The following is a 20837-nucleotide window of genomic DNA, read 5'->3' as shown; positions in this document are numbered from 1 at the left end:
ACACACAGCAATGAAAATTTCATCACTTGAGCGAATGTATTACTCTCATTTACTTTTTAAGTCCATCAGTAAATTGTCTCGTAAATAACTGTAACAAACTAATTACACGAGAATATTGCATTCTCGTAGGACCTAAAATAGCAATTGTTCCAAGTTGCTCTTCGCCGATCGAATATGTTGCAGAAATTAAACTGCAATCCTCCATAGCCGTCGAAGTGTTTTCCCTACCAATTTTCACTTGAATCCCGACTTGTTTATGACGCAAAATGTCATAAAATTCGGCTTCATTATCAATCATGGTAAGCAAAGATCTAACCTTTTGAATGTCATGGAACTCTGGCTGCGAAAGCATATTTGCTTTTCCTCCAAAGTATATCTTTTCCGATAACGGAACTTGAAATGTACCATCTAACATTTTTATTGCACTATCGTAATTATGAACATACCCACGTAAAACTGTAACAATTTCCTTAAAGATTTTATTATGAAGTTCTTCCATCGGTACGCCAGATAGCTTTTCATTTAAAACATTAACCATTTTTTCTAAATCTGATAAATCAACAGATTCCGGAACGGTAATCGTTTTACTTTGTACATGCCCTGTATCAGTTACAATAATAGCGACTGCAGTTTGACGATCAAGCGGCACAATTTGTACATTTTTAAGTTTATTTGTACTTAACTTCGGTCCAAGAACAATGGCCGTATAATTCGTAAGTTCTGATAAAATTTGAGCAGATTGCTGTGCAATTTTTTCCGCTTCAAAAATTCTTTCAGCAAATAAATCTTTAATTTGTACAATTTCAGCGTTCGGTAAGTTTTGCGGCGCTAAAAGATGGTCTACATAAAATCGGTAGCCTTTCTCAGAAGGAACACGTCCAGAAGAACTGTGCGTTTTTTCAATAAAACCTAATTCTTCTAAGTCCGCCATTTCATTTCGAATAGTAGCTGAACTAAATGTGATTTCATCTTTTTTAGCCAACGTTCTAGACCCAACAGGCTGCGCTGATCCAATAAAGTCATCAATAATTGTTTGTAAAATTAAGAGCTGACGTTCCGTAAGCATCTCATCATCACCTCTGTTAGCACTCTTTGTCTTTGAGTGCTAAATCTATTAATAACTTACCAAAATTGACATTCAATTGTCAACGGAAACGTCACGAAATAATGAAACTTTTTCACGCCTATGGAACATTTAATTAGTCAATCAAAAATGATTGGAATACTTCATTCCCTAATAATTTTCCTTTTCGCGTTAAACGCACATGTCCATTTTCCTCTTCAAGTAATCCTTGTTCTTGATTGCTTTGTAACTGCTTCGCGAAAACTTGATCCATCTCCACATTAAATTTATTGCGGAATGCCGTTTTAGAAACACCTTTTGTTTTTCGAAGTCCTAAGAACAGTTCTTCTTCCATTCTTTCTTTCTCCGTCACCTTATGAACATCTAAATACGGAAATCCTGTTTCATCAATTTTATTAAAATATTGCTTCAGCGGACCTACATTTTGAATACGTTCCCCATTCACATAACTATGAGCTCCAGCTCCAAAGCCATAATACTCTTCATTATTCCAGTATGTGAGATTATGTCTACTTTTATTGTCACCTTTTGAGAAATTACTAATTTCATACTGGTTATAACCGTGTTTCTCCATTTCATCCATTACCATTTCATACATTTTAGCTTCATGGTCTTCACCCGGAAGACGCAATTTCCCTTTATTCATTAAGTTATAAAACACTGTTTTAGGTTCCACAATTAATGAATATGCCGAGAAATGTTGTACACCAAGCGTAAAAGCAATGTCTAATGTTTCCTTCACATCTTCTATCGTTTGTCCTGGCAAAGCATAAATAATATCTACATTAATATTTTTAAAGCCTACTTCCTGAGCTTCTCGAATTGCTAGGAATGCATCTTCCCTCGTATGCTTGCGCCCGATTTTCTCAAGCAGTTCATCACGGAATGTTTGCACACCAAAACTAATTCGATTCACTCCACCTTCTAGTAGTACATTCAACTTCTCTTTCGGTAGATCTCCTGGATTCGCTTCAAATGTCAATTCACAATTCGGAGCAAACGGACGCAAATGACGATTAATAATCTCGAGTAATTTTTTTGTCTGTTCCATATTTAACGCTGTCGGAGTTCCACCGCCCACAAAAATCGTTTTCATACTATCAAACGGAACTTTTTGAACCGTATTTATTATTTCCTTCTCTAAATAATCTAAATATTGATCAACCGGTTGGCGTTCAATAAACACTTTATTAAAATCACAATAGTGACAAATGTGCTGACAAAACGGAATATGAATATATGCAGCTTGTACCAAATATAACTCCTACCTTTCTAAAAAGAAAACCTCCGCACTCCGGAGGATTCTCTACTTCTCTAACGTATTACGAATTTGTTCCATTCGCATTTTTCCCCAATCATACATCATTTCAACGATCGGTAAAAGTGACATGCCTAGTTCCGTCATATAATACTCAACACGAGGAGGAATTTCGGGATATACTGTTCGATCAACAATCCCATCTTCCATTAACTCTTTTAATTGGTTCGACAAAACTTTATGAGAAATGCTTGGGAATAACCGTTGTAATTCACTAAAACGATGAGGCCCTTCCACACCAAGATGCCACAGTATCACAACTTTCCACTTTCCACTAATAATAGAAAGCGTCAATTCCTTTTCACAATTAAAATTGCCATTTTGTATTTTATCTTGAATATCTTTTCGAATATTTTCGGACATTAACAATCTCCTAACTCTATATGAACTAAAAAGCTCTCTCATTATTGTAAATGAGAGCTGCTCAGATGTCTAAAAAGTAATTATACAGAAAAAAGAAGCCGCATAAACGACTTCTTTTTTATTTCAAATATTAGTTGTCATCCATTTTCAGTACAGCCATAAATGCCTCTTGTGGCACTTCTACAGAACCAACAGACTTCATACGTTTTTTACCTTCTTTTTGCTTATCAAGAAGTTTACGCTTACGAGAAATGTCACCGCCGTAACATTTTGCAAGTACGTTTTTACGCATCGCCTTAATTGTAGAACGTGCTACAACTTTATTTCCGATAGTCGCCTGAATTGGTACTTCGAACTGTTGTCTCGGAATTAATTCTTTTAATTTCTCTACAATTACTTTACCACGGTCATACGCTGAATCACGGTGTACGATAAATGATAAAGCATCCACTTGTTCATTATTTAAAAGAATATCCATTTTCACAAGTTTAGATGGTTTATAACCAATTAACTCGTAGTCAAATGATGCATACCCTTTCGTATTTGATTTCAATTGATCGAAGAAGTCATATACGATTTCTGATAACGGGATTTCATATGTTAATGTAACACGCGTTTCATCTAAATATTGCATATCAATAAACGTTCCACGTTTACCTTGGCAAATTTCCATTACAGCTCCAACATAGTCATTCGGAACCATAATTGAAGCCTTCACAAACGGCTCTTCTACACGATCGATAGACTGTGGATCTGGCATATTAGATGGATTATCAACAATAACATCTTCACCGTTTGTTAAATAAACTTTATAAATAACGCTTGGCGCTGTTGTAATTAAGTCAATCTTAAATTCACGTTCAATACGTTCTTGAATGATTTCCATGTGAAGAAGTCCTAAGAATCCACAACGGAAACCAAATCCTAACGCTTGAGATGTTTCTGGTTCAAACTCAAGAGCAGAATCGTTTAACTCTAATTTTTCTAACGCATCACGTAAATCGTTATAACGAGCAGAATCAATTGGATACAGCCCACAGAATACCATCGGGTTTAATTTACGGTAACCTGGTAACGCCTCTGCAGCTGGACGTTTCGCATGTGTAATCGTATCACCAACACGTGTATCACCTACGTTTTTAATAGATGCTGCTAAGAAACCTACATCACCTACTGTTAACTCGTCACGTTGCGTAGTTTTCGGTGTAAATACACCTACTTCTGTTACTTCAAATTCTTTACCCGTTGCCATCATACGTACTTTATCGCCAACTTTTACCGTTCCATTTACAACACGGATATAAGCAATTACACCACGGTACGGATCATATAAAGAGTCGAAAATCATACATTGTAACGGCTCTTCTGAATCACCTGCCGGAGCTGGTACTTTTTCAACAATTTGTTCTAAAATTTCTTCAATACCAATTCCAGCTTTCGCAGAAGCAAGTACCGCTTCTGATGCATCTAAACCAATTACATCTTCTACTTCTTGACGTACACGTTCTGGATCCGCACTTGGTAAGTCGATTTTATTGATAACTGGTAAAATTTCTAAGTTGTTATCGAGCGCTAAGTATACGTTCGCTAACGTTTGAGCTTCAATACCTTGCGCTGCATCTACTACAAGAATCGCGCCTTCACAAGCCGCTAAACTACGAGATACTTCGTACGTAAAGTCGACGTGTCCTGGTGTATCAATTAAATGAAGAATATATTCTTCACCATCTTTTGCTTTATAGTTTAATTGAACTGCGTTTAATTTGATTGTAATACCACGCTCACGCTCTAAATCCATAGAGTCAAGCAACTGAGCTTTCATTTCGCGTTGTGTTAACGCATTTGTTTTCTCTAAAATACGGTCTGCTAACGTTGATTTTCCGTGGTCAATATGAGCAATAATAGAGAAATTACGAATTTTGGACTGTCTTTTTGCTCTTTCTTCTTTGTTCATCTATGTTCTCAACTCCTAATAGTCTCGCCAATATACACTAGCACTGATTATATCAATAGAGCAACAAAGATTCAATGAAAACTCGTGCTGCTTACGATACAAATCATTCTATCTATATCTTATGCGAATAAACCATAAGAGACAAACCCTTTTCAAATTTTAAAACGGTTGTCTTACAAATCAGTAAAACAACCATCTCCCATGCTACTCTTAGCTAAAAATCCCCTTTATTTTCCCAACAACTATATCCGTTCCGAACTTCGTCATTTCATAAGCTACACTTGCTACCGCCATCCCAATTCCTTCTACAACATTAAAACTTCTTAAACGTTCTAATTGTTGTTGTTTTTCTGAAGCTGAAAACGAACTACCCAAAATTTCTGATTCAACACCTGTACTCTCTGTCCCTGTCATATGAGCTATTTGTTCATACGACAATTGCCGATAACCTTTCATACTTTTCAAACCATGATTAGCAAGTGACACTCCTGCTATCATCATAAGTAAACATAAAGCTACACTACATATACACAAAAGCGCAAAACGACTCAAACTATTATCATCTTTCTCCCTCAATGTGTATACGCTCCCGTATTATCTTGATCAATTTGATGATGCAGCGCTGCATTTAAACCACTCGCTATTACATTCGCCATATCCTCAATAAAAGTATCTACTTCTTTTGGGGTCACCATTAAGTTATGACCAAGGGGCGATAGCACTTCATAAATCAACCTTCTTTTTTCTTCTTCTTCTAACGTACCAACAGCACCTAAAAACATATTTCGGCTCTTTTCATCTGGCATATCTTCTTCTGTTAATTTTTTCTTTTCTCCAAATGAAAATCCCGCTGGTAACAAAGATCTTGAAGGTTTGTTTCCTTCTTTCATCTCTCGACCAAAATGTTTCAAAATAAAATCAATTGTATCACTTGTAATCGAAACGGCATCGACCACAGTCGGAACACCAATTGCGATAACAGGGATACCTAATGTCTCGTTACTTAGTTCCTTACGTTTATTCCCAACCCCTGATCCAGGATGGATTCCAGTATCAGAAATTTGTATCGTGCTATTTACTCGTTCAATAGAACGAGCAGCTAATGCGTCAATCGCAATTACAAAGTCTGGATTTGTCTTCTCAATAATCCCATAAATAACATCGCTCGTTTCGATGCCTGTAATCCCCATTACCCCCGGCCGAATTGCACTAACAGGCCTGAATCCTTCTTCTACACTTTCAGGCTGCAATTGAAACAAATGTCTCGTTACTAATACATTTTCTACAACTATTGGCCCAAGAGCATCCGGTGTTACATTCCAATTCCCAAGGCCTACAATTAAACAGCTCGCTTCTTTTGTAACACCAACCTCTTCTAAGAAATAAGAAAATTCTTTTGCAAAAATACGCTCCACTTTTTGTTGAAGTTCTGTATCTTGCTGACGTATACCTTGTACTTCAAGCGTTAAATAATTTCCAGGTTTTTTACCCATCGCTTCAGAGGCAGCTTCATCAATTGTTACTTTTGTAATTATAGTACCTTCTTCTTCCCTCTCTTTTACAATTACCCCCTGTATCCCTTTTTGTTCTTCTTGGCTTTCTTGCAACATTTGATGAGCTTCTACAGCAAGGTCAGTTCTAACGCTATATTTACTTAAATCCAATGGTTCTTTCATCGTATCTCCTCCGTAATTCATAGTAAATATCGTTAGATTTCCCAAAGTTATATAAGGTCATTCTTTCCTTTACGTGAAATTTCATGGATATACTATTGCAATTCTCTTCACCGTTTGATAGAATATCACTTGTTCTATGTAAGAATCGAGTCATTCGATTGCACCAGGGAGGTGAAAAGTATGGCAAACATCAAATCTGCTATCAAACGCGCTAAACTTAGCGAAGAGCGTCGTGCACATAACGCTTCTATCAAGTCTGACATGCGTTCTGCTGTTAAAACTGTAGAAGCTTTAGTTACTAATAACGATCTTGAAAATGCTAAAGAAGCTTTCAAAACTGCTTCTAAAAAACTTGACAAAGCAGCTCGTAAAGGTCTTATCCACCAAAACGCTGCATCTCGTCAAAAATCTCGCTTAGCGAAACAAGTAAACGCGTAAGGCGTTTAAAAAACGATCCATTTGGATCGTTTTTTTATATACAAAAAAAGTTCATGCACTAGGTACATGAACTTTTTTGTGTCATCACATATGATTTAATCGCATTAAGAAAAACTCGAGCACAAGTTTCTTATCCATCTTTCCCGTCTTCATACTATAATCAGCTTCTGCTAATTCTATAATCACTTTTTTTAATTCTTCAAAAGAGAAAAATTTCGTTTGATTCATCGCCAATTTTACACGATACGGATGTACACCAATATGAGATGCAATTTGATTTTGCCCATAACCACGTTGCTGTAACTCTTTCACTTGATACAACAAACGGAATTGACTCACTAATAACGCAAGCAATTTAATCGGCTCTTCCTGCTGCGTAAATAATCCATCCAAAATTCGCATTGCACCTGCAATATCTTTTTTCACCACTTTTTCTGTCAAAGCAAATACATTTTGCTCAACTGATTTTGGCACAAGCTCTGCAACAAGTTTCGTCGTAATCTCTCCGCCCATACCAACGTATAACGTTAACTTGTCCATTTCCTTCGCCAACATCGTTACATTACTTCCCACAAGCTCTAGCAACAAACTAACAGCCGCGTTATCAATGTGCACATGCACTTCATCTGCACGAGCAATAATCCACTTCTGAACATCCTGCACTTGCATCGCATTCGCTTCTACTACATCTGCTGTTTTCTTTAATAGTTTTGTAATTTTTTTTCGCTCATCAAGTTTTTCGTAAGGCGCAACAAAAACAAGAATAGAAAATGGAGAAGGTTCACCAATGTATTCTTCTAAAATTTTTATATTTTGCTCTAACTTTTCTTTTTGCGAAGTCAGAAATAGCGGTGATTTTATTAACAGTACTTTCCGTTCTCCAAAGAAAGGAAGCGTACGCGCATCCTCAACCACATCTTCTAAATATGCTTCTTCCAAATCGTATGTCACAACATTAAACTCTCGATCTTCTTCTTCAAGTGCTTCTGTCGTAATAAGCTTTATCGTTTCATTTATAAAAAAAGCTTCCGTTCCATATAGTAAATATAACGAAGCAAACTGTTTCTTTTTAATTTTTTTATGTATATCACTCATACTTTTTCCTACTCCCTAACTTAGCAATATATATTTATACTAATGCCCTAGCTTTTGTTTTACAAGTACAAAGGAACAGGCTTTATAACCCGTCCCTTTATTTATATTAAACGCCACGCAATAAGCCCCGGGTTTCTTATTGGTGTGCGGTAATCACCTTCCCTTTATTATTCACAATAAAAATTCGAGTATAAGTGCCAACTGTTAACATGCTTGGAAACAAAAAACTCACGTTACTTCATGATCTAAAAGTAGCAAAAAAGCTCATTTTCTCTTCATATGGAAATTGTAGATTTTTTTCTGACAATATTCTATACTAAAGTGGAATGTTGGGGAGGGATTCTAAATGAATGATTTTGAACAAAACGTTCAAAGTAAACGCAATGACGCTATTGATTCAGGGGTAGGATTTATCGTCTCATTTGGTTTTTTCGCAACACTTTTCATCATTGCAACTGTTATTAAATTTATCGGTTCTTAAAGGCTGCCACTTCATGGCAGTCTTCTCTTTTTCACCTATTATATGTCTTATCGTATGTGATTTTACTTTGAAAGGTTCCATTTTCCCCTTTAAAAACATAGGAAATAGCACCTTGCTTGTCCGTGCGCCATATCGCACTCCCCATCTTCTCCAAACGCTCTATCACTTCTTTATGCGGGTGTCCATATCTATTCTGCTTACCAACAGATATAATCGCTACACGGGGCTGTATAACGTTCAAAAAAGACTCTATAGATGACGTGTTACTTCCATGATGAGCAACTTTTAAAACATCTACTCGCAAATCTGGATACGCAGATACTAAAAACTGCTCTCCTTCTTCTTCTAAATCGCCTGTAAATAGCCACGTCAATCCTCCAAATTTTGCCCATATTACAATTGAAGCATTATTTTCACTTTTTTCTTTTCCTTTTGGAGCTAAAACGAAAAATTCAGCTTCATTTACACTCCAATTTTCCCCTTCCCCCACTTCAGTTATTTTCATTTCCTTTTCTAATGCCTGTTTCTTTACTACTTTTTCTAATACTGCATCTTTTCCCTTCCGGCCAAACACAACTTCTTTTACAGGTATATATGATAATAATTCTTGCGCAGCACCTATATGATCTGCATCTCCATGCGTTACGATTAATTTATCAATTGTTTTAATACCTTCTTTTTGTAAATAGGGTATTAAAACATCATTTCCAACAGAAAATTCATGCTTTTTTTGTTGCCACTCTTCCTTATTGACACGAAGCGTTCCACCTGTATCAATAAGATAAACCCCTTTATCATACGGAAGGCGAATTAATATTGCATCACCTTGTCCAACATCAATAAATGTTACACTTCCACTTCCTCTAAAATATGGATATACATAATGACACGTGCTAATAAAAAGAAATATACTCACAACTATACAAACCATTTTTTTCGGCGCTCTCCTTTCCCAAACCATCAATATACTGACAATACTCGCGCAATATACAGCTACAAGATTGAAGGACGTTTTCCCGAAAATAAGCTGGTTAAATGGTAAACTTTCACAATAACTTAGAAAAACATTAGACATACTCAAGCCTATTGATAACACATCCGCAAATCCTTTTGCGAGAAACGGGACAATTGGCATACACAGTAAAATAATAATGCTACATGGTAATACAATGGTAGATAAAAACGGAACGTATAAAAGATTGAGGAAAATGCTATATGGAGAAAAATAACCAAAGTGATATAACAAAATCGGAGTACTAACGAGCTGTGAAATGATAGAAATATAAATAGAATTTCGGATTACTCCGTTGCTACTCACTAACAATAACGGAGCAGACAAAAGTAAAGCGAAGCTACCTACAAAAGAAAACTGAAATCCAATATTAAAAACAAGATAAGGGTCATATATAAGCATACATATAGCTGTTACACTTAAAGCATCTAAACTAGATAAACGAATCGAGCACATAAAAGCAATCAACGTCAAAACTCCTGTTATAGAAGCCCTTATAACAGAGGGTGACGCTCCTGCTAAAACCATATACAAAGGAATACAAATGATAAGGCAAATTGTTGCTACCTCCCTCGTCGCACCACTTCTTAGCAAAATAAAATATACTATCACCATTAACAATACAATGTGCGAACCTGAAATTGCTAACAAATGTACAAGACCAAACTGTTGATATTGCTCTTCCACTTCAAACGTCATTTGTTGTCTATCACCAAATAGTAACGCATTCATAAAAGCACCTGATTGCTCTGGAAACATCTCTGTAACTTTCGAGATTACTTGTTGCCTCAAAAGGAGAATCCGTTGTATGAGCGACAGTGATGTTTTATAGCATTCAGAAATATATGTAGCCTCAAATGTGAAATGAATATGTTGCTTGTATAAATAATCACGGTAATTAAAACCATGAAAATTCCGAGCTGTTTGCGGTTCTTTCCTCTCACCCTCGAATACACATGATATCCCTGCGTATAATTGTTGCATTTTTTCCTTTTCCAAGGCTGATTTTATTCTATAACTTAACTGCACTATATTTTTATTGTGATCTTCAAACTGAAAAGATAGGCGATCTCCATTAACAAGCGGTGTATTTTGTATAACCCCTCTTGTAACTCCATAGGACTCTCCTAGAGACTTATTCCACCCTTGAACATAGGAAGTGTATATAGCGCCACTAAAGCACGCTACAATGCAAAAAAAGAAGGTTTTACGCGAAGTGCGATATAAACAGAAGAAAACATTTAAAAAGAGGCAAAAAACTATCAATAAAAGTGACGAGGAAAAGGCAATTGCAATCCCTATTATAAACGAGATTGCAACATACCCCCATTGTTCCTGCAACTTATACTCACTCCTTATAGCATCATTTTTGCTTTCGTGAATACATGCTGTAATTCTTCCATTGATAAATTATCTTTTTCTAAAGACGCAAATAATTCTTTTAACTCCGTATAACGTTTTTGCTCCTCTAATGCAGCGATATCATATTCTAGCGGAACGTGCTTCACTGTTACATTCGCTTGTTCAAATAACTCTATGGCGTATGGATGATTTTTATAATCCTGCGCATAATAAACCGCTGTAATACCACTTTGAATAATTGCCTTACAACATTGTAAACAAGGGAAATGCGTAACGTAAATTTCTGCTTCCTCTGTTTTCGCACCAAACTTGGCACATTGTAATAAAGCATTCATTTCGGCATGAATTGTCCGAACACAATGATTATCGATTACGTAACAACCATCATCTATACAATGTACGCCACCTTTAATCGAACCATTATATCCACCAGCAATAATTCGTTTATCGCGAACGATTGTCGCTCCTACCGCAAGCCTTGTACATGTACTACGTAACGATAGTAGATGGCTTTGCGTCATAAAATATTGATCCCATGAAATTCGTTCCATATTTTTCACCTACTTTTTTGTCTACTTGTAGTGTAGCGAAAGAAGAAAAACTTCGTCAATCTTTTACGGAATAATAATTTGATCTTTTATCTTTTCAAGAGACTTCGCACCAATCCCATCAATCTCTAATAAATCTTCTATTTTCTGAAACGGACCATGCTCTTCTCGATATTTCAAAATACTTTCTGCCTTTCGAGAGCCAATCCCTGTAATTTTTTCCAATTGCTCTTTCGCTGCTGTATTTATTCGAATCTTGCCATCTTCCTTAGAAGAAGTAAACATCCCTTGTTCTGACTCATTTTTACTCGGTATATAAAGAAGCATTTGATCTTGTACAATTTGTGCTAAATTCACTTTTTTCATATCTACTTCTGATAAAAAACCACCAGCCTTTTGAACCGCATCCTTTACGCGATCTCCTTCCTTCATTTCATATACCCCTTCTTTATTAACCGCTCCTTTCACATCAATTATAATTGTTCTTTTCTGTTCCTTTGTATCCGATATTTTCGGTTTACCCTTTTTTTCTATCTCCTTCTCTTGCACATTCATTGTAATAGGCGTTCGTTCTACACTCTGATTCGTTTTCCAAAAAACAAGAAAAAGTAAAGTTCCAATAATAGCCACTAAACCTAACCACTTTTTCGGAAAATCCCACATCATTTTACACCTCTAATCATAAATTTATAACATCATTCATATTGTTTAGGAGAAAGCTGTTACGAAGGAGGGATGAAACTTTGAACATAGGAATTATAGGGACAGGAAACATGGGGAATATACTAATCGATGCATTTTTAGAAACCCGTGCTGTCAAACCTTCGTGCCTTACAATCATTAATCGGACGCCTGCCAAAGCATATCATATAAAAGAAAAATACCCTTCTGTTCATATAGCAAAAACAATCCCGGAAGTAATCGAACAATCACAACTTATTTTTATTTGCGTTAAGCCGATAGATATATACCCTATCCTAAAAAAATACGCTGAACATTTTTCTGATGAAACGTGCTTAGTTTCTATTACAAGTCCAATATCTCCATCACAATTAGAGACTCTCGTACCGTGCCACGTCGCACGTATCATTCCAAGTATCACAAATCGCGCCCTCTCTGGCGCCTCACTATTTACATTTGGAGATAATTGCTCTGAAGAATGGCAACAAAAACTACTTCGTCTATTCAAAAATATTTCTACACCTCTTGTAATAGAAGAAGATATAACACGTGTTTCATCTGATATAGCAAGTTGCGGTCCTGCTTTCTTTAGTTATTTGCTACAATGCTTCATTAACGCTGCTGTAGATAAAACAAATATTACACACGAAGAGGCTACTACTTTAGTAAGTGAAATGGTCGTGGGGATGGGGAAATTACTTGAAAAAGAAATCTTCACATTACCTACCTTACAAGAAAAGGTTTGCGTGAAAGGCGGCGTTACCGGGGAAGGCATTCGGGTTTTAGAAGAACACGTTGGAGATATGTTCCATAAGTTAATCGAGCGAACACATGAAAAATTTGATGAAGATTTAGAATGCGTTGATCAGCAATTCAATAAACACACATAATAAATACGTCATTTTCATTCCAAATCCTTTTTATAAATACTTACTTTTTTACAATACATTTTCACTTCAACTACTATTCCCACACTTTACGCATACGATCTTCAGATTATGCTAGAACTAAAAATACATCTTCTTTATAAAACAAAAGCAACCTTCTCGGTTGCTTTTGTTTTATTTGTTTTATCCGTTTTTCTTCGCCATGAAGAAAATACGCTCTGTTTGTTCTGTAACTTCAAGTCGCTCAAAATCACCTGTTACACGAAGAACTGTAAAACCTGCTTCTTCAAGCCATTTCGTTAACTCTTCCACTTGATATGCACGTTGCACGTGACATTCGTCAAACCGATGGTACACATCTTCTTCCGGATCTTGAACAAAGAATGTCAAATCATGCTCTACACTATTTGATTCTTCACCAGGGAAGCAATTCCAAATAAGAGATATTTCTTCTCCATTCACTGTATACGTTTCATTTTGAAATACATGATGTATTTTATATAAAGAATGTACATCAAATAAAAACAAACCATCTTGACGCAAATGGTGAAACACTCTTCTAAATGTTTCTTGTACTCCATCTTCTTGCAATACATAATTTAATGAATCACAAAAGATAGTGACGCAGTCAAACTCACCTGGAACATCAAGCTCTCGCATGTCTTGTTGGTAAAAAGGAATAAAGTATCCCTCTCCTCCTAGTTTTTGCTGAGCGACTGTTAACATTTCTTCTGAAAGATCGACACCTATTAAATCGTAACCCTTTTGCACAAGCGGAAGGGTTACATTACCCGTACCGCATGCTACATCAAGAATTTTTGCCTCTTTCATATCTGCCTGCTGCAGGCTTTCCTCTGTGAATTCTACCCATTTATCATAAGGGACATCATTCATCAGTTCGTCGTACAACAATGCAAATTGTTCGTATTTCATTGGCCTAGCTCTTCTGTTATATCTTCACGTGGCACATCGCCCCATAGACGCTCTAAATTATAGTGATTACGCTCATCTTTATGGAATACATGGGCAACTACATCTCCAAGATCAACTAATACCCAACGTGCTTCGTCAAAACCTTCCATACGTTGTACGTCGATTTGGAACTCATGTGCTTTTGATTTAATTTCACGTGCAATTGCTTGCACTTGTTTATCTGAATTACCGTGACAAATAATGAAATAATCTGCAATTGGTGAAATACCTTGCATATTTAGGACAACCATATCTTCTGCTCTTTTATCATCAGCTGCTTTTGCCGCTAACACTAATAAATCTTTATCGTTCATTTACTCATTTCCTCCTTGATAACTGCATTGTATGTTTGGAATGTTAATGGATAAATCGTCTGATTTTTTTCCATTAAAAATTGAATTGTTCTCTTTAAGGCAAATAATAAAGCTTGATTTATATCCGTATATGCGAGTTTACGAGCCTCTTCCACACCTGGAAACTTTCGCCCTGGCTCAATGTAATCAGCTACATAAATCACTTTATCTAACATCGTCATGTTCTCATGACCACTTGTATGATATGTAATAGCTTGCAATATTTCAGAATCCGTAATGCCTACCTCTTTTTCTACTAAGTATGCCCCAACAGGCGCATGCCACAACTCTTTATTATAGCAAAGTAAATCTTTCGGCAAATCTTCACGTTTAATAATCTCTTCCATCTCTGAAATTGCTCTACATTTCGCATAATCATGGAATATAGCTGCCATCTCTGCTTTTTTCTCGTCCACACCGTATAACTTAGCAAGCTCAATCGCTGTCTCCATTACACCAATTGTGTGTATATAACGTTTTTCATGCATTTGTTGTTTGACAATATGAAGTGCATTCTCACGATTCATACAACCCATTCCTCTCGATATATACCTGTACTTTTTCAGGAAGTAAATATTTACACGTTTTCTTCTCCTTATATCTCTCACGTAATAAGGATGAAGAAACTGCAAATTCCGGAATTTCCACTGTAGTAATCTTATATGGTGTATGCAATGTATACCCAGGTCTTGCAACTCCAACAAATGTTACAAGATTAAGTAAAGCTTCAATGTTATACCACTTCGGTAAATACTCAACCATATCCCCACCGATAATAAAGTGAAACTGCACATCCGGATACTTCTTCGTCAATTGTAACATAGTGTCATACGTATAAGATGGGCCCTTCCTGCTTAGCTCTTCTAAACAAATAGAAAAGTGTTCTTCTGCCTCAGTCGCAAGCTCTAACATATGTAAACGACTTTCTATACTTGTAATATTACGTCCTTGTTTATGTGGCGGAATCTGGTTTGGCAAGAACCATACTTCTTCCAATTCCAAAGCGTGATATACTTCATTTGCAATTAGCAAATGTCCATAGTGAGGCGGATCAAATGTACCGCCAATGATGCCAATTTTCCTCAAAAGAAACGCCCCTTCCTTTTACATACAGCAACTCTCCTTGGTTAGGAACGAAGAGAGTTGCTATTAATAAAAGTTCAATTGGTTTCGCTCTCTACATCATTACGCATCAGCGATAAAAAATAGCGCATGCTAATCTTTTTATCGAGGAAGCTTAATTTGTTTATTTTCTCTTGATTCTTTGTATAAAACGATTGTACTTCCAATTACTTGAACGATTTCAGCACGTGCACCTTTTGCAAGTTCTTCCGCAACCTCACGGCGATCAAATTCACAGTTTTGTAATACACTCACTTTAAATAGTTCACGAACTTCTAACGCTTCTCCAATTTGTTTTACCATATTTTCATTTACTCCGCCTTTTCCTACTTGAAAAATTGGTGTTAAATGATGTGCTTGTGCACGTAAAAATCTTTTTTGTTTTCCTGTTAACATATATGTTAGCCTCCAAGCTTTTCTATAACTAATTGTTTCATTCGATCAATATTTGGTACACGTCCTGTCCACATTTCAAATGCAAGTGCTCCTTGATAAACAAACATATCAATACCATTTTGAATGATTGCACCTTGCTCTTTTGCCTCACATAAAATTTTCGTTTCAAATGGATTATAAATTATATCTGATACAATCGTTCCTTTTTTTAACGAACACATTTGTAATGGCGTATGTTCGACGTGTGGATGCATACCTATCGTTGTCGTCTGAATGATAATATCATAATTTCCTTGTTCTTCTGTCGCTTTTTCTAACGACAAAGCAACAGAATTAACATCGGCCGTACGTGCAGCAATAAGTTCTTTCGCCTTATCTACTGTACGATTGGCTACATCAATCTCTTTTACACCTACATCAGCAAGAGAAAAATAAATAGCTCGGCTAGCACCACCTGCACCAAGTAACAAAATACGTTTCCCTTGAAGTGGTTCATTACTAATTGACTGCAGCGCTCGAACAAAACCAATTCCATCTGTGTTGTAGCCAATTAACCTTCCATTCTTATGAACCACTGTATTTACTGCACCGATTTTCCTTGCCAATGGATCAATCTCATCCAAATACTCCATGATAGCAACCTTGTGCGGAGTTGTTACATTAAATCCTGAAATACCTAATGCTTTTAAACCTCTTACTGCTTCCCCTAGCGCTTCCTCTTCAACAAGGAATGCATGATAATGGGCATCCATATTCAAGTGTTCAAATGCATCGTTATGCATAACGGGTGATAATGAATGTCCAATTGGATTTCCGATTACACCATATAATTGTTTCATAAATCCCTCTCCATATTAAATTAAAGATTTACGTAGTGAAACACTTACTCCTTTTGGTACGTGTGCAACAATTTTTGCGCCTGGTTCGTTCACAGTAACCCATCCTAATCCAGAGAATACAACATCCGTCTTTGGTTCACGAATATTAAATTCGTATTTCACTAACTCAGGCATATTTGCTAATTCTTCTGGTGTTGGCGGGCTTAGTAAATCTCCAGCATGATTTTTATATAATTCATCTGCTTTCTCAAGCTTTGTACGATGGATTGTTAAACGATTCGAGAAGTGACAAGTAAACGCACGACGACCACCACTTACATAATCAAAACGTGCCAATCCACTAAAGAATAACGTTTGTTCTTCATTTAATTGGAATACCATCGGCTTAATTTCTTTTGTTGGTGTAATAAGCTTTAAGCTTTGCTTCCCAACATAATGAGCCATTTGGTGGTGGTTAATAATACCTGGCGTATCATATAAAGAAGATTCTTCGTCTAATGGAATATCAATTAAATCCAGTGTTGTTCCTGGGAAATGAGATGTTGTAATTACATTTTCAGTCTCATCACTAAATTCTTTAATCATACGATTAATAAATGTCGATTTCCCTACATTCGTACATCCAACAACGTAAACATCTTTGCCGCCGCGATAATACTCAATAGCATCTGCTAGTTCAGCAATTCCTTGTCCCTTCGCTGCACTAATTAAAAAGACATCTTCTGGTTTTAATCCTAGCTGCTTTGCACTATAGCGCATCCAATGCTTTACTTTATCATGTTTTACTGACTTTGGAATTAAATCAGCTTTATTTCCAACAAGTAATACTTTATTATTTCCTACGAAACGATGTAAGCCAGGTAACCAGCTACCATTAAAATCAAAAATATCTACAATTTTGACTACTAATGCATCTGATTTTCCAATTCCATTTAAAATGCGTAGGAAGTCATCATCTGTTAACGATACATCTTGAATTTCATTGTAATGCTTCAAGCGAAAACAACGTTGACAAATGACTTGTTCTTTCTCTAAAGATGAGGTAGGAGCATACCCCACTTCGTTTTTATTTTCTGTTTGAATTTCTACACCGCAACCAATACATTTAATTGTTTCAGTCAAACTTTATTCCTCCCAGTTAATTAAACCTTTTTTCTTCATATTTTTCATGATTCTTCGTTCAATTTTTCGATTAAAGCGCGTCACTAATCCGTCCGTTTGTGCTACCGGTACAACTAAAATTGTATGAAGCCCTACTCGGTTTCCACCAAGCACATCAGTCAGTAACTGATCTCCAATTACTACAACTTCCTCTGCCTGCAGATGCATCTCTTGTATCGCACGCTTAAACGCTCGAACAAATGGTTTACGTGCACTATGAATAAATGGAATACCTAATGGGTCAGCAAAATCTTTTACACGTTGCTCATTATTATTTGAAACAACCGTTACTTGGATGCCTTGCTCTTTCATTTTTAAGAACCATTCTTCAAGTTGCGGGGTTGCATTTGGACGATCCCATTCAATTAAAGTGTTATCTAAATCAGTAATAACACCTTTAATCCCACGTTTTTTTAAATCTTCTGGTTGAACATGATATACATTTTTCACGTATTCATTTGGTAAAAATAGCTTCAATTTCTTTCACCTCTTTGAGGATTTTTCATAAAATTTTTCGACAACATTTTTCGATATATAACCTGTGGATAAAATTGTACACATTTTCCACATTAATCTTTCAGCTAATTTGGAATTTACTAACAAACTATACACACTTTATCCACCTAGGTATGTGGATAACCACTCGTTTGTGACTGTCATACTTTTTTGGTACATTAAATGCATCAACGAATCAATCCTTATATTATTAGGAGGTGACTCACCTTGAAAACAAAACATATGGAACAGTTATCCACTGAGTTACTCACTGAGTCTTATTATAAAGCAAAAGAACTAAAATTAAATCCCGACTTCATTTTACTTATAAAACAAGAAATCATTAGACGCTCATTAGAGGACAAGCTTGTCAAATCTTCTTGATTACATATAAAGTGAAAGTTTAATCAGCCCGTACCAATCAAACAGTTACAGGATACATTATTGAATGCCCTGTAAAAAGAGCCATCCTACGATGGCTCTCGAATAAACAAGTACTCCCATCTAGGGGATTTCATCATTAAGTATCTTTGCCCATAACTCTTACTTACGGTTATAAAAGCTTTTCTTTATTTATGAGCTAATCGAGTAGCTATTTTTTCACCAAGACGCAGCTCTTGTCCACTCTTTAATTCCTGCACTACTTCTATCATATCTTTTTCAAACAATAACACAACTGTTGAACCAAATGTAAAGTATGCCATTTCTTCACCTTTTTGAACAGTGTCTCTCTCATGCAAAAGCTCAATACTATTAACAAACATGGCCCCTACTTTTACAAGAGCCATATGTTCGCCATCACTGCTTACTTCTGTAACAGAACGATAATTTTTTGACAGCGGTTCTTTCCCGTATTCCATACCAGCTGCATTTACCGGATACGATTTTCTACCGAGTACAAATCTTTCAGTCACAGAACCAGAAAGCGGACTATGAATGCGATGATAGTGACTTGGACTCAAATAAATTACCATATATGTACCGCCTGCATATCGCGTTGCACGTTCTTCATTACCTAGCATATCCACAATTGAATAGCGCTTTCCTTTAATATCAAATGTTTTTGTATCCTCAATAGGACCATGATCTGCAAAAACACCATCAACAGGACTAACGATACTCGATGCATCTGTATCAATACTACGCTTTCCTTCTTTTAGCTTACGCGTAAATAATTCATGCAATGTTCTATATTCCTTCAAACCCTTTTCCATCTCATCTTGATTAATTTGAAAAACTTTCGCATACGATGGAATAATGATAGAGCTCAAACGAGATTGTGCAAATTTACGTAATATATAAGAAGTAAAGCGACCATTTGTAAGTTCTATCATAAGTCGATATAATGTACGTCGCAAATTGCGAAACCCCCTAATCAGTCTATAACTTTAGTTTTCCCTTATTTTCTTTCTATATCATACGTAAAATTGGTTCTTATTCCCACATATCATATAAAGCAGCCTTATTATACATACAGAAAACTAAGTATGGTATTATTCTTAAATTATTTAGCACCTTCTAATATTACAGATAGAATCCGTCATTTTCAACAGTGAACATGTATTTCTTCTTAGCATAACGCGTTTTCTTTTCTTATTTACAATAAGAAAAGCAGCCTATTTTAAAATATGGCTGCTTCTAATACACTTTACTCTTTCGCTTTTTTCTCTTTCTCTGCCCTTACAAACTCGTGGAACATTTTCATTAAAGCACGCTTTTCGATCCGTGATACGTAACTTCTAGAAATGCCAAGCGCCTTAGCTATTTCCCGCTGTGTTTTCTCCTTATCTAGCCCAAGTCCAAAACGTTTCACAATCACTTCTTTTTCTCTTTCGTCTAAAATATCGATATACTCTTTAATTTTTTCTAACTCCATACTAAGCTGAATCATATCAATTACATCTTCAGACTCTGATTTTAATATATCAATAAGCGATATTTCATTGCCCTCTTTATCTTGCCCGATCGGATCATGAAGTGAAACATCTTTTTTCGTTTTCTTTAGTACACGTAAATGCATCAAAATTTCATTTTCAATACAGCGTGCTGCATACGTCGCAAGCTTCGTTCCCTTTCCTGCAGAATAGCTCTCGATCGCTTTAATGAGCCCGATCGTACCAATTGAAATTAAATCTTCTGCATCTTCTCCTGTGTTCTCAAATTTTTTAACGATATGAGCTACAAGCCGTAAATTATGTTCAATTAAAAGATTTCTCGCTTGAGCATCACCTTGCTCCATTAACTCTAAGTACTTTCTCTCATCATCTGATGATAACGGCTGCGGAAACGCATTATTTTTCACATAAGAAACAAAGACAAACACTTCTCGAACCATATATCCAATTGCGGCGAATAGACTCAAACCTTTCACCTCCGCCAAAATAGTGGTCTTTATTATGTGTATGTGGGCTTGAGGTTGTTTGTGTCTGTACAGTTTATTTATAAAACTCAACACTTCCAACATTTAAAATATTTTATTGTTATATTATAATTATATAAAATTGTTATTTATATATGAATATGCTATTAAAGGGGAAACTATTCATGCTTACATTAGATCGATTATTAAATGTAACAATTTATTTAGGGGTATTTTTACT

Annotated in this window: 24 protein-coding genes; 4 read left to right on the top strand and 20 right to left on the bottom strand. The window is 36.0% G+C overall.

Annotated elements, in window-relative coordinates; all coding sequences use genetic code 11:
• Positions 1–49: 49 nt before the first annotated feature.
• The 6 genes from hrcA to gpr all read right to left on the bottom strand — a co-directional run bounded on the left by hrcA (position 50) and on the right by gpr (position 6395).
• The gene (gene hrcA / locus ACO6VI_RS08215) at positions 50–1066 is read right to left on the bottom strand and encodes a heat-inducible transcriptional repressor HrcA (RefSeq protein ID WP_000954942.1); all 1017 of its coding nucleotides are present in this window, start codon (positions 1064–1066) and stop codon (positions 50–52) included.
• Positions 1067–1199: 133 nt separating this feature from the next.
• Positions 1200–2339, bottom strand: coding sequence for a radical SAM family heme chaperone HemW (gene hemW / locus ACO6VI_RS08210; RefSeq protein ID WP_000249436.1), 1140 nt, complete (start codon positions 2337–2339; stop codon positions 1200–1202).
• Between the two features lie 51 nt (positions 2340–2390).
• Complete coding sequence (locus tag ACO6VI_RS08205) at positions 2391–2765, bottom strand: winged helix-turn-helix transcriptional regulator (RefSeq protein ID WP_001293539.1); 375 nt, start codon at positions 2763–2765, stop codon at positions 2391–2393.
• A gap of 130 nt (positions 2766–2895) precedes the next feature.
• Positions 2896–4719, bottom strand: a complete 1824-nt coding sequence (gene lepA, locus ACO6VI_RS08200; RefSeq protein ID WP_001030948.1) for an elongation factor 4 — start codon at positions 4717–4719, stop codon at positions 2896–2898.
• Positions 4720–4929: 210 nt separating this feature from the next.
• Positions 4930–5295, bottom strand: a complete 366-nt coding sequence (locus tag ACO6VI_RS08195) for a YqxA family protein (protein ID WP_001207095.1) — start codon at positions 5293–5295, stop codon at positions 4930–4932.
• The gene (gene gpr / locus ACO6VI_RS08190) at positions 5292–6395 is read right to left on the bottom strand and encodes a GPR endopeptidase (protein WP_000662646.1); all 1104 of its coding nucleotides are present in this window, start codon (positions 6393–6395) and stop codon (positions 5292–5294) included. The genes ACO6VI_RS08195 and gpr overlap by 4 nt, the downstream gene beginning before the upstream one ends.
• Positions 6396–6575: 180 nt before the next feature.
• Between gpr and rpsT the strand changes: the two genes are divergently transcribed.
• Positions 6576–6833 carry a 30S ribosomal protein S20 gene (gene rpsT / locus ACO6VI_RS08185; protein ID WP_001274012.1) on the top strand — a complete coding sequence of 86 codons (258 nt, stop codon included), beginning with the start codon at positions 6576–6578 and terminating at the stop codon, positions 6831–6833.
• A gap of 84 nt (positions 6834–6917) precedes the next feature.
• Here rpsT and holA read toward each other — a convergent pair whose 3' ends face one another.
• Positions 6918–7928, bottom strand: a complete 1011-nt coding sequence (holA, locus tag ACO6VI_RS08180; RefSeq protein WP_001279934.1) for a DNA polymerase III subunit delta — start codon at positions 7926–7928, stop codon at positions 6918–6920.
• Between the two features lie 346 nt (positions 7929–8274).
• On the opposite strand from holA, the gene ACO6VI_RS08175 reads away from it, so the two are divergent.
• Positions 8275–8409, top strand: a complete 135-nt coding sequence (locus ACO6VI_RS08175) for a YqzM family protein (protein ID WP_000997609.1) — start codon at positions 8275–8277, stop codon at positions 8407–8409.
• Positions 8410–8440: 31 nt separating this feature from the next.
• Here the strand turns inward: ACO6VI_RS08175 and ACO6VI_RS08170 are convergent, their stop codons facing one another.
• From ACO6VI_RS08170 to ACO6VI_RS08160, 3 genes are all read right to left on the bottom strand, one after another.
• Positions 8441–10762 (bottom strand): DNA internalization-related competence protein ComEC/Rec2, encoded by a 2322-nt coding sequence (locus ACO6VI_RS08170; RefSeq protein WP_098277043.1) that lies wholly within the window; start codon positions 10760–10762, stop codon positions 8441–8443.
• Positions 10763–10776: 14 nt separating this feature from the next.
• On the bottom strand, positions 10777–11334 hold the full coding sequence (locus ACO6VI_RS08165) for a ComE operon protein 2 (protein ID WP_000439773.1): 558 nt from the start codon (positions 11332–11334) through the stop codon (positions 10777–10779).
• 63 nt (positions 11335–11397) lie between these two features.
• Entirely contained in the window at positions 11398–11997 is a 600-nt protein-coding gene (locus ACO6VI_RS08160; protein ID WP_000989936.1) for a helix-hairpin-helix domain-containing protein, read from the bottom strand.
• Between the two features lie 77 nt (positions 11998–12074).
• On the opposite strand from ACO6VI_RS08160, the gene comER reads away from it, so the two are divergent.
• Positions 12075–12902, top strand: a complete 828-nt coding sequence (gene comER / locus ACO6VI_RS08155; protein ID WP_001020554.1) for a late competence protein ComER — start codon at positions 12075–12077, stop codon at positions 12900–12902.
• A gap of 180 nt (positions 12903–13082) precedes the next feature.
• Here the strand turns inward: comER and ACO6VI_RS08150 are convergent, their stop codons facing one another.
• The 8 genes from ACO6VI_RS08150 to ACO6VI_RS08115 form a co-directional block, all read right to left on the bottom strand.
• Complete coding sequence (locus ACO6VI_RS08150) at positions 13083–13832, bottom strand: class I SAM-dependent methyltransferase (RefSeq protein WP_000873069.1); 750 nt, start codon at positions 13830–13832, stop codon at positions 13083–13085.
• Positions 13829–14185, bottom strand: a complete 357-nt coding sequence (gene rsfS / locus ACO6VI_RS08145; RefSeq protein ID WP_000998173.1) for a ribosome silencing factor — start codon at positions 14183–14185, stop codon at positions 13829–13831. Before rsfS ends, ACO6VI_RS08150 begins: the two co-directional genes overlap by 4 nt.
• Entirely contained in the window at positions 14182–14751 is a 570-nt protein-coding gene (gene yqeK / locus ACO6VI_RS08140; RefSeq protein WP_001078478.1) for a bis(5'-nucleosyl)-tetraphosphatase (symmetrical) YqeK, read from the bottom strand. The genes rsfS and yqeK overlap by 4 nt, the downstream gene beginning before the upstream one ends.
• Entirely contained in the window at positions 14741–15310 is a 570-nt protein-coding gene (gene nadD, locus ACO6VI_RS08135) for a nicotinate-nucleotide adenylyltransferase (RefSeq protein ID WP_001226037.1), read from the bottom strand. Before nadD ends, yqeK begins: the two co-directional genes overlap by 11 nt.
• Before the next feature lie 138 nt (positions 15311–15448).
• Positions 15449–15742, bottom strand: coding sequence for a ribosome assembly RNA-binding protein YhbY (gene yhbY, locus ACO6VI_RS08130; RefSeq protein WP_000955227.1), 294 nt, complete (start codon positions 15740–15742; stop codon positions 15449–15451).
• A 5-nt stretch (positions 15743–15747) separates the two neighbouring features.
• Positions 15748–16581 (bottom strand): shikimate dehydrogenase, encoded by an 834-nt coding sequence (gene aroE / locus ACO6VI_RS08125; protein WP_000812072.1) that lies wholly within the window; start codon positions 16579–16581, stop codon positions 15748–15750.
• Positions 16582–16596: 15 nt separating this feature from the next.
• A complete protein-coding gene (yqeH, locus tag ACO6VI_RS08120) occupies positions 16597–17703 on the bottom strand; it encodes a ribosome biogenesis GTPase YqeH (protein ID WP_000140807.1) in 1107 nt (368 codons plus the stop codon).
• A gap of 3 nt (positions 17704–17706) precedes the next feature.
• Complete coding sequence (locus ACO6VI_RS08115) at positions 17707–18219, bottom strand: YqeG family HAD IIIA-type phosphatase (protein ID WP_000765307.1); 513 nt, start codon at positions 18217–18219, stop codon at positions 17707–17709.
• 246 nt (positions 18220–18465) lie between these two features.
• Between ACO6VI_RS08115 and ACO6VI_RS08110 the strand changes: the two genes are divergently transcribed.
• Positions 18466–18621, top strand: a complete 156-nt coding sequence (locus ACO6VI_RS08110; protein WP_000850094.1) for a sporulation histidine kinase inhibitor Sda — start codon at positions 18466–18468, stop codon at positions 18619–18621.
• 185 nt (positions 18622–18806) lie between these two features.
• On the opposite strand, the gene ACO6VI_RS08105 is transcribed toward ACO6VI_RS08110, so the two are convergent.
• Positions 18807–19595: a phosphatidylserine decarboxylase gene (locus ACO6VI_RS08105; RefSeq protein ID WP_001255000.1), complete on the bottom strand. Its 789-nt coding sequence runs from the start codon at positions 19593–19595 to the stop codon at positions 18807–18809.
• 290 nt (positions 19596–19885) lie between these two features.
• Entirely contained in the window at positions 19886–20599 is a 714-nt protein-coding gene (sigK, locus tag ACO6VI_RS08100; RefSeq protein ID WP_000051382.1) for an RNA polymerase sporulation sigma factor SigK, read from the bottom strand.
• Between the last annotated feature and the right edge of the window lie 238 nt (positions 20600–20837).

Source organism: Bacillus sp. PSXD-155, assembly GCF_049310765.1.
In the GTDB taxonomy this organism is placed as follows: Bacteria; Bacillota; Bacilli; order Bacillales; family Bacillaceae_G; genus Bacillus_A; species Bacillus_A cereus.
The sequence above is the reverse complement of the archived record's forward strand: the minus strand, read 5'-3'. Positions and strand labels throughout refer to the sequence as shown.